Origin of the sequence: Streptomyces sp. M92, from assembly GCF_028473745.1 — a bacterium.
Lineage (GTDB): Bacteria > Actinomycetota > Actinomycetes > Streptomycetales > Streptomycetaceae > Streptomyces.
On record NZ_CP101137.1, the window covers coordinates 6646692 to 6659099 of the forward strand.

Annotated in this window: 16 protein-coding genes and 1 pseudogene; 11 read left to right on the forward strand and 6 right to left on the reverse strand. The window is 73.0% G+C overall.

Annotated features, from left to right (window positions below; translation table 11 throughout):
• The first annotated feature begins 148 nt into the window (after positions 1-148).
• The 7 genes and pseudogenes from M6G08_RS30590 to M6G08_RS30620 form a co-directional block, all read left to right on the forward strand.
• Positions 149-355 carry a hypothetical protein gene (locus tag M6G08_RS30590; protein WP_272590365.1) on the forward strand — a complete coding sequence of 69 codons (207 nt, stop codon included), beginning with the start codon at positions 149-151 and terminating at the stop codon, positions 353-355.
• The gene (locus M6G08_RS30595) at positions 352-519 is read left to right on the forward strand and encodes a hypothetical protein (RefSeq protein ID WP_272590367.1); all 168 of its coding nucleotides are present in this window, start codon (positions 352-354) and stop codon (positions 517-519) included. Before M6G08_RS30590 ends, M6G08_RS30595 begins: the two co-directional genes overlap by 4 nt.
• Positions 516-749, forward strand: a complete 234-nt coding sequence (locus tag M6G08_RS30600) for a hypothetical protein (protein WP_272590368.1) — start codon at positions 516-518, stop codon at positions 747-749. Before M6G08_RS30595 ends, M6G08_RS30600 begins: the two co-directional genes overlap by 4 nt.
• Positions 742-942, forward strand: a complete 201-nt coding sequence (locus M6G08_RS30605) for a hypothetical protein (RefSeq protein ID WP_272590369.1) — start codon at positions 742-744, stop codon at positions 940-942. Before M6G08_RS30600 ends, M6G08_RS30605 begins: the two co-directional genes overlap by 8 nt.
• A 554-nt stretch (positions 943-1496) precedes the next feature.
• Positions 1497-1898 (forward strand): hypothetical protein, encoded by a 402-nt coding sequence (locus M6G08_RS36165; RefSeq protein ID WP_443048990.1) that lies wholly within the window; start codon positions 1497-1499, stop codon positions 1896-1898.
• 95 nt (positions 1899-1993) lie between these two features.
• Positions 1994-2224, forward strand: coding sequence for a hypothetical protein (locus M6G08_RS30615; RefSeq protein WP_272590371.1), 231 nt, complete (start codon positions 1994-1996; stop codon positions 2222-2224).
• 6 nt (positions 2225-2230) lie between these two features.
• Positions 2231-2347: pseudogene (locus M6G08_RS30620) on the forward strand (DUF779 domain-containing protein); the annotation flags it as partial.
• 31 nt (positions 2348-2378) lie between these two features.
• Here M6G08_RS30620 and M6G08_RS30625 read toward each other — a convergent pair.
• From M6G08_RS30625 to M6G08_RS30650, 6 genes are all read right to left on the reverse strand, one after another.
• Positions 2379-2573, reverse strand: coding sequence for a hypothetical protein (locus M6G08_RS30625; RefSeq protein WP_029393786.1), 195 nt, complete (start codon positions 2571-2573; stop codon positions 2379-2381).
• 112 nt (positions 2574-2685) lie between these two features.
• Entirely contained in the window at positions 2686-3549 is an 864-nt protein-coding gene (locus M6G08_RS30630) for a phosphatidylinositol-specific phospholipase C/glycerophosphodiester phosphodiesterase family protein (RefSeq protein WP_272590373.1), read from the reverse strand.
• A 185-nt stretch (positions 3550-3734) separates the two neighbouring features.
• Positions 3735-4823 carry an acyl-CoA dehydrogenase family protein gene (locus M6G08_RS30635; RefSeq protein ID WP_272590374.1) on the reverse strand — a complete coding sequence of 363 codons (1089 nt, stop codon included), beginning with the start codon at positions 4821-4823 and terminating at the stop codon, positions 3735-3737.
• On the reverse strand, positions 4820-6001 hold the full coding sequence (locus M6G08_RS30640; protein ID WP_272590376.1) for an acyl-CoA dehydrogenase family protein: 1182 nt from the start codon (positions 5999-6001) through the stop codon (positions 4820-4822). Before M6G08_RS30640 ends, M6G08_RS30635 begins: the two co-directional genes overlap by 4 nt.
• The gene (locus M6G08_RS30645) at positions 5998-6978 is read right to left on the reverse strand and encodes an NADPH:quinone oxidoreductase family protein (protein WP_272590377.1); all 981 of its coding nucleotides are present in this window, start codon (positions 6976-6978) and stop codon (positions 5998-6000) included. The genes M6G08_RS30640 and M6G08_RS30645 overlap by 4 nt, the downstream gene beginning before the upstream one ends.
• 106 nt (positions 6979-7084) lie before the next feature.
• Positions 7085-7657 carry a helix-turn-helix domain-containing protein gene (locus M6G08_RS30650; protein WP_272590378.1) on the reverse strand — a complete coding sequence of 191 codons (573 nt, stop codon included), beginning with the start codon at positions 7655-7657 and terminating at the stop codon, positions 7085-7087.
• A gap of 76 nt (positions 7658-7733) precedes the next feature.
• Between M6G08_RS30650 and M6G08_RS30655 the strand changes: the two genes are divergently transcribed.
• The 4 genes from M6G08_RS30655 (at position 7734) to M6G08_RS30670 (ending at position 12408) form a co-directional block, all read left to right on the forward strand.
• Entirely contained in the window at positions 7734-8699 is a 966-nt protein-coding gene (locus M6G08_RS30655) for an NAD(P)/FAD-dependent oxidoreductase (protein WP_272590379.1), read from the forward strand.
• A 230-nt stretch (positions 8700-8929) separates the two neighbouring features.
• A complete protein-coding gene (locus M6G08_RS30660) occupies positions 8930-10468 on the forward strand; it encodes an ATP-dependent DNA ligase (protein WP_272590380.1) in 1539 nt (512 codons plus the stop codon).
• Positions 10465-10923: an NUDIX hydrolase gene (locus M6G08_RS30665; protein WP_272590382.1), complete on the forward strand. Its 459-nt coding sequence runs from the start codon at positions 10465-10467 to the stop codon at positions 10921-10923. Before M6G08_RS30660 ends, M6G08_RS30665 begins: the two co-directional genes overlap by 4 nt.
• A gap of 99 nt (positions 10924-11022) precedes the next feature.
• A complete protein-coding gene (locus M6G08_RS30670; protein WP_272590383.1) occupies positions 11023-12408 on the forward strand; it encodes an NADP-dependent succinic semialdehyde dehydrogenase in 1386 nt (461 codons plus the stop codon).

The following is a 12408-nucleotide window of genomic DNA, read 5'->3' on the forward strand; positions in this document are numbered from 1 at the left end:
CTGTCACCTCAGCATGACCACGCTGGAGGCCGCGTTCTACAGAGTCCTCGCCACTTCGTGAGAACACGAGAGAACATCCGGCCAGACGTCGAGAACATTCGAGAACACTGCATGGCAGAGCCCTGCGCGAGCTCCGTACGGTCCCCGCATGGCCAACACGCAGACGACTCCCGAGGTCGATCCCTTCACGGCCGTCGAAGCCCTCCGAACAGCACTCGACGGCGCCGACATCGTCCTGCCGTCCCTCGCTGTCGACGTGGGCTCTCCGAGCCTGGCCCTGGTCGACCTCGGCCGGGTCCGCGCCGACGTCGCCCTGCGCCTGGCCGCCGCGCTCGCGAAGGAGACCGCGGCATGAACACCGACCGTCGAGGCTTCGGCTGGTGCGCCTGGCACCAGGAGTTCGCCGAGACCGTCCGCGTTATCTACATCGAGGAGCAGGGTTCCGGAGCTGCCGGGCACCGCCTCGCTTGCCAGCCGTGCGTCGAGCGGCATGGCCTGACCCCGATCGGCGACCAGTGAGCACCGGGCTCCCCGACGCTGCCCGCCTGAGCCGCGCCGTGTACTCCGGGTGGGCCTGCGTCCGCTGCGGAGCGTCCCTCGCCAAGGGCGGCATCCCCGCCGGCCGGGCCGTCGGACGGATCGGCTCCGTCCGCATGGATGTCGACGTCTACCAGTGCCGCCCTGGCACCGGCTGCTCCGGCCACCGTCGCCAGCCCGCATCGACCACGGAAGGACGCCACCATGCCTGAAGACCCGGACCGCCCGCGCCTCCCGGGCCACGAGATGGGCTACTGCTGGATCAAGTTCGGCAAGAGGCAACTGCACTGCTGCCGCGAGCCGTACCACTCCGACGACGACGGCAAGGGCGGCCACTGGACGCCCTACGGCGGCGGCCCCACAGAGTGGCGCTCCCGGCTCACAGGGCGCAGGGCGAGCGAATGACCACCAACCACGCCTCTATCTGGCCGCTCCCGCCGCCGTTCATGCAGGAGTGCCTACAGTGCAGGGAGCTGCGGCTGAGCCTCATCCGTCAGGCGGACGCTCCTGCTGGCTGCTGGTACGAGCGGGAGGCCTTATCCCGGCACATCGCCAGTGACCACCCGGGCGAGGTGCCAGCTGCGCATGCCAAGGGGTGTCAATCGTGCCCGTCCTACGCCCTGGAGCAGGACAGTACGTCGATTCGTCTCTGGGCCGAACACCGGGCCCGCGACCTGTTCATGCCCGCGCACGTCGCCCGGCTCATGTGAAACTCCCGCTGGTGTGGTTCGGCGACCGTGAAGCGCCAGCGGGCGGGCGGCCGTCGTGCCGGGTGGGGCGGCCGCCCACACCAGAACGTCGCTGGCGTGCACTCCGCCGATCGCGCCGGCGACTCCCGAGCGGCCTGCCTCCGCCTCCCCGTCGGGGGCGGGCCGCTCACCTTCAGGCTCCTGGCAGCCAGCCAGGGGAGGGCTCCTCTCCGAGGTGTCGGCCTTCCATCCAGAAGAGGGCGGCTGCCCGTGCCGAAGCAACACCAGGGCAGCCGCCCGTCAACGGACGAGGTCGGCGAGGGGCACGTCGAGGACGCGGGCGATCCGCAGAAGCGTGAAGAACGTCGGATTCTGACGGCCGGATTCGATCTTCTGGAGGACGTTCCGGCTGAGGCCGGCGCGGAGGTGCAGCTGCTCCTGGGTGATGCGCCGGGCCTTGCGTTCGAGGCGAATGCGCTCGCCGAGGACACGGCTGTGCTCATGGAGCCAGGTGTCGTCGTCGGGTGCGTGCACTCGACAAACCGTCTGACGAAGATCATCCTAAGTCAGCACGTTAAAGTGGGCATTTCTGGAGCAGAGGCCGACCAGCGGGGTCGGGCGGGCGTCAGAGCCGCCGAGGTCGCGAACGAATTAAAACACTCGTTCGAGTGACGTACGCTTCAATTCGTTGCACTACGCAATAGTCCAACCCACGATGACCCCGTTCCCCCGCACCCCCAGCACGGCAGATCAGCAGGTGGCACCACATGACCGATGAGCAGTCCCTCCCCGCGGGGACCCTCACCGACCTCCAGCGAACCCGCATCGACTTCGCTCGACGAGAGCTGGACTCCGCCCGCGCTGAAGACCTCGCCCAGCTGCCCGCCGACGGCCTCATCCTGATGGTCGAACGGCTCCGCAGCCGCCTCGACGACGTCCTGGGCCTACTGGACGAGATTCACCCCGACGGCCAGCCTCCCATGGGTAACCATCAGTAAGTCACATTGTGGAGCCACACCAGGCTGATCGTGGACGTCGTCGCGGGCCGGGGCAGCGGCTTCTCGCTGGAGGCGCCCGAGGGAGTGCGTTTCCTCATCCGGTCGCGCCTCGTCGGCGCGTAACCGTCCCCGGTCCGCCGCACCGGCCCGTCCGTCACGGTCTGAGGCTGCCCACGATGTCGGCGGTCGCGGTCAGCCCGCTGCTGATGGTCGGGGCGATGCTGGTGCCGGCCAGGTAGAAGCCGAGCAGCAGGCACACCAGGGCGTGCGAGACCTTCAGCCCGCCGTTGCGCAGGAAGATCACCGCCAGGACGGACAGCAACAGCACCACAGAGATGGAAACGGCCATCGTCAACCTCCTCCGCCACGTCCACTTCGCGGCGTTCGGCCGCAAGTGTGGCGTAGCGGAGGGTTCGTCCGGGCGGCTGACCTGTCCTCCGAACGAGTGGTGTCAGAGGGGCCTACGCGTAGCGGTGGGCGTCGAGGAACGCTTCCAGACCGGCGAGGTCGTCGGTGTTGAGGTGGTCGACGCCGGCGGCGAGGAGTTCGCCCCATACGGCGTCCCGCGCGGGGCCCGCCAGGTCGGGCGTGGCCCAGAACCGCACCCGCTGCCCGCGCGCGTGTGCCGCGCCGACGATGTCCCGCAGCTTGCGCCGCTCGGCCGCCGGGAAGGCGCCGACGCCCCGCCAGGTGAAGTGGCGCGTCCAGTTGTCGCTGATCAGCGGTGCGAAGGAGGCCGGTGCGGAGGTGCCGAGGTCGGTGAGCCGGCCGTCGTAGAACGCACGGCGGGTGCGCTGGGCCGCCATGGGGGCGCGGGCCGCCCGGTCGCCGGAGATCACGGCGGTGACGGCGCCGGGGAACACCCTTCCGTGGGCGTAGGTCGTGAACAGGCGCCGGTAGCGGCGCAGGTGGCGGTCGAGTTCGAGGTAGGTGGACACCCCCTCGGTCTTGATGTCGATCAGCAGTTGCAGGGCGCGGCGGTCTCGTCGGTAGACCCGGCCGTGGTTCGCGCGGACGCGGGCGGCGAGCGGGTCGAGGTAGAGGGACTCCAGGGTGCGGGACGGGTCGAGGTCCTCGGGGTCGTGGGCGACGAGGAGTTGGTCGCCGACCAGGTGGATGTCGGCTTCGACGCTGCCGAAGCGGTGGTCGAGGGCGTCGAGGAGGGGCCGGGGGTGCTCGTAGTCGTTGTGGGCGTGGGCGCGCCACAACGGGCGCGGTCCGTGCCTGTTCCCGCTCGCCGACGCGGTGCCGGCGGGCAGGGCGACCGCGCCCGCGAGGGCGGCGCCGAGGGTGGTGAGGGCTCTGCGTCGGGTGGTGAGGGCCATGCTCTGCCTCCCTGGAGATGCCGTACGGGACGCCTGTGAGTATGGGGTCCCGATGCCGGTGAGGAGCAGAGCCGTGCGGGGAGTTGGCCGGACCGCCGCCGGTCGTTCACCGGGTCCGCCGGGGGCGGACACGGAAATGCCCGCCCCTGGCGGGACGGGCAGGACCGGAGGGGAACGGTGTGATGTCAGGGGGCTCGCAGGTCGACCGACTCGGCCAGGACCTCCCGGTGGGTGCCCGCCGTGCCGTACGCGATCGAGTCGGCCTTGGCCCGCTTCAGGTGGAGGTGGACCGGGTGTTCCCACGTCATGCCGAGGCCGCCGTGCAGTTGCAGCGCCTCCTCGGCGGTGTGGACGGCGACCCGGGCCGCGTACGCCTGGGCCACGGCGACCGCCACGTCGGTGTCCGTGCCGGTCGCCAGGGCGTCGGCGGCGTTGCGGGCGGCGGCGCGCAGGCCCGCGACCTCCAGCCACAGCCGGGCGAGCCGGTGCTTGAGGGCCTGGAACCCGCCGACCTGACGGTTGAACTGCCTGCGTTCCTTGAGGTAGCGGACCGTCTCGGTCAGCAGCCAGTCGGCGAGGCCCAGTTGCTCCGAGGCGAGCAGGCCGGCACCGGCCCGCAGGGCGCGGCGCACGGCCGGTCCGGCCTCGCCCAGCCGCTGCCCGGCCGCCCCGTCGAGGGACACGGCGGCCAGGGGCCGGGTGAGGTCCAGGGAGACCTGCGGGGTGACGGTCACCCCCGCGTCGGCGGTGCGGACCGCGTACAGGCCCCCGTCGTCGGCGGGCACCAGCAGCACGTCGGCGACGGCCGCGTCCGCGATGCCGGTCGACTCGCCGTGCAGGGTGCCGCCTTCGAGCCGGACGTGCGGGACGGCGCCGCCGGGGGCGACGTGCAGTCCGACGGCCAGTGCGGCGACGGTCGTGGCGGAGGCCAGTCCGGTGAGCAGGTCGTCGGCCCCGCAGGCCAGCAGGGCCTCGGTGGCGACGACCGCGCTGGTCAGGTACGGCACCGGGGCGACCGCCCGGCCCAGCTCCTCCAGCACCACGGCCGCTTCGCGGTGGGTGGCGCCCTGGCCGCCCAGCGCCTCGGGGACCAGCAGGCCCGCGAGGCCCATCGAGCCGGCGAGCGTCTTCCACAGCGGCAGGTCGTGCGGGGTGTCCGACTCGGTGCGGGCGACGACGTCCGCCGGGGCGCAGTGGTCGGTGAGCAGGTCCCGGACGGCGGCGCGCAGCGCCTCTTCCTCCTCCGAGTAGAGCAGATCCGGCTGTGCGCTCATCGGGCGAGGTCCTTCCATGCGACGTCCTTGTCGGTGCGCGGCTCGGCGGGCAGGCCCAGCACACGCTCGGCGACGATGTTCAGCAGGACCTCGCTGGTCCCGCCCTCGATGCTGTTGCCCTTGGAGCGCAGGTAGCGGTAGCCCGCGTCGCGGCCGGTGAAGTCCACCAGTTCGGGGCGGCGCATGGTCCAGTCGTCGTACAGCAGGCCCTCCTCGCCGAGGAGTTCGACCTCCAGACCGCTGATCTCCTGGTTGAGCCGGGCGAAGTTCAGCTTCATGCCGGCGCCCTCGGGCCCCGGCTGCCCCGCCGCCAGCTGCTGGCGCAGCCGCACTCCGGTGAGCCGGGCGACCTCGGCCTCGACCCACAGGCCGAGCAGCCGCTGGTGCAGGTCGTGGGTGCGCAGTCCGGGGCGTTCGCGCCAGGTGGCGGCGACCTTGCCGATCATGCCGCCCTCGCGGGGGATCGCGGAACCGCCGATGGCGACGCGCTCGTTGTTGAGCGTGGTCTGCGCGACCCGCCAGCCGTCGCCCCGCTCCCCGAGGCGCATGGCGTCGGGGATGCGTACGTCGGTGAGGAAGACCTCGTTGAACTCGGCCTCGCCGGTGATCTGGCGCAGCGGCCGGACCTCGACGCCGGGGTCGGTCATGTCGCACAGGAAGTAGGTGATGCCCTTGTGCTTGGGCAGGTCCGGCTCGGTGCGGGCGATGAGGATGGCCCAGCGGGCGAGGTGGGCGCTGGAGGTCCACACCTTCTGGCCGTTGATCACCCAGTCCTCGCCGTCGGGCACGGCCCGTGTGCCGAGCGCCGCGAGGTCGGACCCGGCGCCCGGCTCGCTGAACAGCTGGCACCAGACCTCCTCGCCGGTCCACAGCGGGCGCAGCAGGCGGCGCTTCTGCTCGTCGGTGCCGTACTGGAGGATGGTCGGGGCGGCCATGCCGAGGCCGATGCCGATGCGCCGGGGGTCGTTGTCGGGTGCGCCGGCGGCCGCCAGTTCGGCGTCGACGACGGCCTGGAGGGAGCGGGGGGCGCCGAGTCCGCCGAGGCCCTCCGGGTAGTGCACCCAGGCGAGTCCGGCGTCGAAGCGGGCCCGCAGGAAGTCCAGGCGCTCGGTGCTCGTCGGCGGGTGGGCGGCCAGCAACTCCTGGGTACGGCGGCGCAGTTCCGCTGCGTCGGTCATGCGGCGGCTCCCTTCTCCTGCTGCTCCGGTACGACGGCCACGCGGCCGGTCGTCCTGCCGTCGGCGACGCGCTGCACGGCGTCCGCCGCGTCGGCGAGCGGCACCCGCTCGCTGACCAGCGGCTTGATCGCGCCCCGCGCGGCGAGTTCGGTGAGCTGTTCGTGGCAGTGCCGGACCAGCTCCGGGTTCTTGGTGTTGTACAGGCCCCAGTGCAGGCCGAGGATCGCGTAGTTCTTCACCAGGGCGTGGTTCAGCGCGGGGCTGGGGATCGTGCCGCTCGCGAAGCCGACGACGACGATCCGGCCCTCGAAGGCGACGGTCTTGGCGGACTGGGCGTAGGCCTGCCCGCCCACCGGGTCGTAGATCACGTCGGCGCCCCGGCCGCCGGTGGCCTCCTTGACGGCCGCGACGACGTCCTCGGCGTGCCGGTCGACGACCGCGTCGCAGCCCAGTTCGCGGGCGACGGCCGCCTTCTCGGGGCCGCCGACGACACCGATGACGGTGGCGCCGGCGGCCTTGCCGAGCTGCACGGCCGCGCTGCCGACCCCTCCGGCGGCGGCGTGGACCAGCAGCGTCTCGCCGGCCTCCAGCCGGGCCCGGCGGTGCAGGCCGAACCAGCCGGTCTGGTAGCCGATGTGCAGGGCGGCGGCCTCGGCGTCGTCCAGGGCGTCCGGCGCGGGCAGCAGGGCCCGGGCGTCGGCGAGGGCGTACTCGGCGAAACCGCCGTGCGGCAGCGCGGGGTTGGCGAGGACGCGGCGTCCGTCCTCGGTCTCCCCGCAGATCTCCACGCCCGGCGTGAAGGGCAGCGGCGGCTTGACCTGGTACTGGCCCCGGCACATCAGCGCGTCCGGGAAGTTGATGTTGGCGGCGCGGACCCTCAGCAGGACCTGGCCCTCGCCGGGGCTCGGCGGCGCCACGTCCGCGAGGCGCATCACCTCGCCCGGCTCGCCGTTCTCGTGCACCTGCCATGCCTGCATGCGGGGCCTCCACCGACTGCGTCGTCCGACCGGTCCCCCGCATACTAAGCGGTCGCTTGCCGATCAGGGAACAGGTCGAAGGCAGCCGTGCGCCACGCCCCCGCCCTCACTCCCGCGCCGGGCGCGCCCGTACGTGCATCCGCTCCCCCTGCGGGCCGAACAGGCTCAGGAACTCGACCGGCCCCTCCCCCGTCGACCCGAACCAGTGCGGGACCCGGGTGTCGAACTCGGCGGCCTCCCCCGCCGACAGCACCACGTCGTGGTCGCCCAGCACCAGCCGCAGCCGGCCGGAGAGGACGTACAGCCACTCGTACCCCTCGTGGGTGCGCGGGTCCGGCTCCTCCTTGCGCCGGGGCTCCAGCACCTTGAACGCCTGGAGTCCGCCCGGCTGGCGGGTCAGCGGCCAGTGGGTGCGGCCGTGCCGGACGATCGGCTTGGCGCGCACCCTCGGGTCGCCGACCGGCGGGGCACCGACCAGTTCGTCCAGCGGCACCTGGTGGGCCTGGGCGATGGGCAGCAGCAGTTCGAGGCTCGGCTTGCGCAGCCCCGACTCCAGCCGCGACAGGGTGCTCACCGAGATGCCGGTCGTCTCGGACAGCGCCGCCAGGGTCACCTCCCGCTCCTTGCGCACCTGCCGGAGCCTGGGGCCGACACCGGCGAGAACGTCGTCTGCAGTCATGTGTTTATTGCAGAACCGGCAAGTTCATTTGTCAATACCGCGCTGTCGAGCGACCTTGTCCGTGGAGGTGGTCACCGTGACCCGCAACAAGGACCTGAACGACAGCCCGAACAACAACGACCGGTACGACGTCGCCGTCGTGGGCGGTGGCGCGGCCGGACTGTCCGCCGCCCTCGTCCTGGGCCGCTCGCGACTGCGCACCCTGGTCGTCGACGCCGGTGAGCCGCGCAACGCGCCCTCGGCCCACATGCAGGGCTTCCTGACCCGGGACGGGATGGCGCCGGCGGAGTTCCTGGAGCTCGGCAGGGAGGAGATCGCCCGCTACGGCGTGGAGCTCGTCCGCGACCGGGCGGTGGACGTGACGCGGGGCGACGGCTTCGCGGTGTCGCTGGCCGGCGGGCGGACCGTACGGGCGCGCCGGCTGATCGTCACCACCGGACTCAGGGACGAACTGCCCGAGGTGCCCGGCGTCGCCGAGCGGTTCGGCCGGGACGTGCTGCACTGCCCGTTCTGCCACGGCTGGGAGGTGCGCGACGAGCGCTTCGGTGTGCTGGCCACGAGCCCGATGAGCGTGCACCAGGCGCTGATGGTGTCCGGCTGGTCCGACGACGTGACGCTCTTCCTGCACACGGTCGCCGAGGCGGACCTGTCCGACGACGACCTGCGCCGGCTCGCCGCCGCCGGGGTCAAGGTGGTCCCCGGCGAGGTCGCCGGCCTGCGGACCGAGGACGACCGGCTCACCGGCGTACGGCTGGCGGACGGCACGGTGCACGACCGCTCGGTGGTCTTCGTCGCCCCGAAGGCCGTGCCGCAGACCGGCCTGATCGAGCGGCTCGGCGCCGAGCTGCAGGAAACCCCGTTCGGGGCGTACCCCGTGGTGGACCCGACGGGGCGGACCTCGGTGCCCGGCGTATGGACCGCCGGCAACGCGATGGGCTTCGCCGAGCAGGTCGTCCACGCGGCGAGCGGCGGCTACCGCGCGGCGTCGGCGATCGTCGGGGACCTGATCATGTCGGACCTGGACGCGGCGATCGCGGGGTGAGGCAGCCGGGGCGCGCGCCTCGGGGTCCGCGTGGCCCGCGGGACCCGAGGCGCGTTCTCGGCTCTGTCCGGTGGATCAGGTCGCGGGAAAGGCGCGGCGACTGATCGGCGCAGATGGGCGTGGCGGACCCCGCGTCTGCGGCATGATCCGCCGGACAGGACCTCGGGGCCCGCAGGACCCGAAGCCCGTTCTCGGGTGTGGACCCGGCCTCCCCGGTGCACCATGGCTGCATGCTGCTCGCCCGCCTGGCCCGAGTGTCCCGGGAGGTCGCCGCCACCTCGGCGCGCTCCCGGAAGACCGCCCTGCTCGCGGAGCTGTTCCGGGAGGCCGAGGCGGCGGACGTGCCCGTGGTCATCCCCTATCTCGCGGGCCGGCTCCCCCAGGGCCGGATCGGCGTCGGCTGGAAGGTGCTGAGCCGCCCGGTCGCCCCGGCCGCCGAACCGTCCCTGACGGTGCGCGACGTGGACGCCCGGCTCACCCTGCTCGGCGCGGTGTCCGGCGCCGGTTCGCAGGCCGAGCGGTCGCGGCAGGTCGGCGAGCTGATGGGCGCCGCCACCGAGGAGGAGCAGCGCTTCCTGATCGGCCTGCTCACCGGCGAGGTCCGGCAGGGCGCCCTGGACGCGGCGGCCGTCGAGGGCCTGGCGGCGGCGACCGGCACGCCCCCCGCGGACGTACGGCGGGCCGTGATGCTCGCGGGTTCGCTGCAGACGGTCGCCGAGGTCCTGCTCGCCGACGGCCCCGGCGCCCTGGACCGGTTCTCCCTCACCGTGGGCCGCCCGGTGCTGCCGATGCTGGCGCACAGCGCCTCCTCGGTCGCCGAGGCGGTCGGCAGGCTGGGCGCCTGCGCGGTCGAGGAGAAGCTGGACGGCATCCGCGTCCAGGTGCACCGCGAGGGCGGCTCGGTGCGGCTGTACACCCGCACCCTCGACGACATCACCGAACGGCTCCCCGAGGTGACCGAGGCGGCCCTCGAACTGCCCGGCGAGCGGTTCATCCTCGACGGCGAGGTGATCTCCTTCGACGCGGACGGACGCCCCAGGTCCTTCCAGGAGACCGCCGGACGGGTCGGTTCCCGCACGGACGTCGCCACGGCGGCGCGGGCGGTGCCCGTCTCCGTCGTGTTCTTCGACGCGCTCCTGGTCGACGGCCGCGACCTGCTCGACCTGCCGCTGACCGAGCGGCACGCGGAGCTGGCCCGGCTGGTGCCCGAGCCGACGCGCGTGCGGCGCACTGTCGTGGACGGGCCGCAGGGAGCGCCGGCCGCCGAGGAGTTCCTCGCCGAGACACTGGAGCGCGGCCACGAGGGCGTCGTGGTCAAAGGGCTCGACGCCGCCTACAGCGCGGGCCGGCGCGGCGCGTCCTGGCTCAAGGTGAAGCCCGTCCACACGCTCGACCTGGTCGTCCTGGCCGCCGAGTGGGGCCACGGCCGCCGCACCGGCAAGCTCTCCAACCTGCACCTGGGCGCCCGCACCGCCGACGGCGCCTACGCCATGCTCGGCAAGACCTTCAAGGGCATGACCGACGCGCTGCTGGCCTGGCAGACCGGACGGCTCCAGGAGCTGGCCGTCCAGGAACACCCCTGGGGCGTGACCGTACGCCCCGAACTCGTCGTCGAGATCGCCTACGACGGCCTCCAGCGCTCCACCCGCTACCCGGCCGGCGTCACCCTCCGCTTCGCCCGCGTGGTCCGCTACCGCGAGGACAAGCGCCCCGAGGACGCGGACACGGTGGACGCCCTGCTCGCCGCCCACCCCGGGGTGGCCCCGTGAGGCGCAGCGCGGGCCTGCTGCTGCACCGGCCCGGCGCCGACGGCACCGAAGTGCTGCTCGGTCACATGGGCGGCCCCTTCTACACCCGCCGGCACGCCGGGGCGTGGACGATCCCGAAGGGCGAGTACGACCCTGCCGAGCAGGCCTGGGACGCGGCCCGGCGCGAGTTCGAGGAGGAACTGGGGCTGCCGCCGCCGGAGGGCGGAGCCGTTCCGCTCGGCGAGGTGCGGCAGGCAGGCGGGAAGGTCGTCACGGCGTGGGCCGTCGAGGCCGACCTCGACCCGGCGACGGTCGTCCCCGGCACCTTCCGCATGGAGTGGCCGCCGCGGTCGGGCCGGATCGCGGAGTTCCCGGAGCTGGACCGGGTGGCGTGGTTCCCGCTCGCCCGGGCGCGCGAGGTGATCGTCAGGGCGCAGGCCGCGTTTCTCGACCGGCTGGCTGAGCACTCGCACTGAGGAGAGAGTCGACCGGCGGCGACGGACCCCGTCCGCGTTGCGGCCTGCCCCGCCGCGCGCCAAGGTCGAGGCACGAACGCGCACCCCAGGAGGTCGGCCATGCCCATCGCGACGGTGAACCCGGCGAACGGCGAGACGCTCAGGACGTACGAGGCCATGGGCGAGGAGGAGATCGAGCGCCGGCTCCAGCTCGCGGAGGCCACCTTCCGCACGTACCGGACGACGGGCTTCGACGAGCGGGCGCGGCTGCTGCACCGCGCCGCCGACCTGCTGGAGGCGGACCGGGACGAGATCGGCAAGGTGATCACCACCGAGATGGGCAAGCCGGTCAAGCAGGCCCGCGCGGAGGCCGCCAAGTGCGCCAAGGCGATGCGCTGGTACGCCGACCACGCGGCGGAGCTGCTGGCCGACGAGGAGCCCGCCGCGTCCGACGTCAAGGACTCCGGCGCCTCCCGGGCCCTGGTCCGCTACCGTCCGCTCGGCCCGGTGCTCGCGGTGATGCCGTGGAACTTCCCGCTCTGGCAGGTGGTCCGGTTCGCCGCCCCGGCCCTGATGGCGGGCAACGTCGGCCTGCTCAAGCACGCCTCGAACGTGCCGCGGACGGCCCTGTACCTGGAGGACCTGTTCCACCGCGCGGGCTTCCCCGAGGGCTGCTTCCAGACCCTGCTGATCGGTTCGGCGGCCGTGGACGACGTCCTGCGCGACGAGCGCGTGCGGGCCGCGACCCTGACCGGCAGCGAGCCGGCCGGCCGCGCGGTCGCCTCCACCGCCGGGGAGATGATCAAGAAGACGGTGCTGGAGCTGGGCGGCAGCGACCCGTTCGTCGTGATGCCGTCCGCCGATGTCGACCGGGCCGCCGAAGTCGCTGTGACCGCGCGCACCCAGAACGCCGGTCAGTCCTGCATCGCCGCCAAGCGGTTCATCGTGCACACCGACGTGTACGACGCCTTCGTCGCCCGCTTCACCGAGGGCATGAAGGCGCTGAAGGTGGGCGACCCCATGGACGAGGAGACCGAGGTGGGCCCGCTCTCCAGCGAGCAGGGGGTCGAAGACCTCGTCGAGCTGGTCGACGACGCGGTGCGCGGCGGCGCCGAGGTGCTGTGCGGAGGCGAACGCCCGGACGGGCCCGGCTGGTACTACCCGCCGACCGTGCTGGCCGGCGTCACCCGCGAGATGCGCATCCACCGCGAGGAGGCCTTCGGCCCGGTCGCCACGCTGTACCGCGCGGCCGACCTGGACGAGGCGGTGCTGATCGCCAACGACACGGACTTCGGACTCAGTTCCAACGTGTGGACCCGCGACGACGCCGACGTCGACCGCTTCGTACGGGACCTGGAGGCGGGCGGCGTGTACGTCAACGGGATGACGGCGTCCCATCCGGCGTTCCCGTTCGGCGGGGTCAAGCGGTCGGGCTACGGGCGTGAGCTGTCCGGGCACGGAATCCGGGAGTTCTGCAACATCACCACCGTGTGGCACGGGGCGTGA

Bases quoted from the DNA above. Each gene is read 5' to 3' on its own strand.
- M6G08_RS30590 (WP_272590365.1), top strand. From the start codon at position 149: ATGGCCAACACGCAGACGACTCCCGAGGTCGATCCCTTCACGGCCGTC.
- M6G08_RS30595 (WP_272590367.1), top strand. From the start codon at position 352: ATGAACACCGACCGTCGAGGCTTCGGCTGGTGCGCCTGGCACCAGGAG.
- M6G08_RS30605 (WP_272590369.1), top strand. From the start codon at position 742: ATGCCTGAAGACCCGGACCGCCCGCGCCTCCCGGGCCACGAGATGGGC.
- M6G08_RS30615 (WP_272590371.1), top strand. From the start codon at position 1,994: ATGACCGATGAGCAGTCCCTCCCCGCGGGGACCCTCACCGACCTCCAG.
- M6G08_RS30625 (WP_029393786.1), bottom strand. From the start codon at position 2,573: ATGGCCGTTTCCATCTCTGTGGTGCTGTTGCTGTCCGTCCTGGCGGTG.
- M6G08_RS30630 (WP_272590373.1), bottom strand. From the start codon at position 3,549: ATGGCCCTCACCACCCGACGCAGAGCCCTCACCACCCTCGGCGCCGCC.
- M6G08_RS30635 (WP_272590374.1), bottom strand. From the start codon at position 4,823: ATGAGCGCACAGCCGGATCTGCTCTACTCGGAGGAGGAAGAGGCGCTG.
- M6G08_RS30640 (WP_272590376.1), bottom strand. From the start codon at position 6,001: ATGACCGACGCAGCGGAACTGCGCCGCCGTACCCAGGAGTTGCTGGCC.
- M6G08_RS30645 (WP_272590377.1), bottom strand. From the start codon at position 6,978: ATGCAGGCATGGCAGGTGCACGAGAACGGCGAGCCGGGCGAGGTGATG.
- M6G08_RS30650 (WP_272590378.1), bottom strand. From the start codon at position 7,657: ATGACTGCAGACGACGTTCTCGCCGGTGTCGGCCCCAGGCTCCGGCAG.
- M6G08_RS30660 (WP_272590380.1), top strand. From the start codon at position 8,930: ATGCTGCTCGCCCGCCTGGCCCGAGTGTCCCGGGAGGTCGCCGCCACC.
- M6G08_RS30670 (WP_272590383.1), top strand. From the start codon at position 11,023: ATGCCCATCGCGACGGTGAACCCGGCGAACGGCGAGACGCTCAGGACG.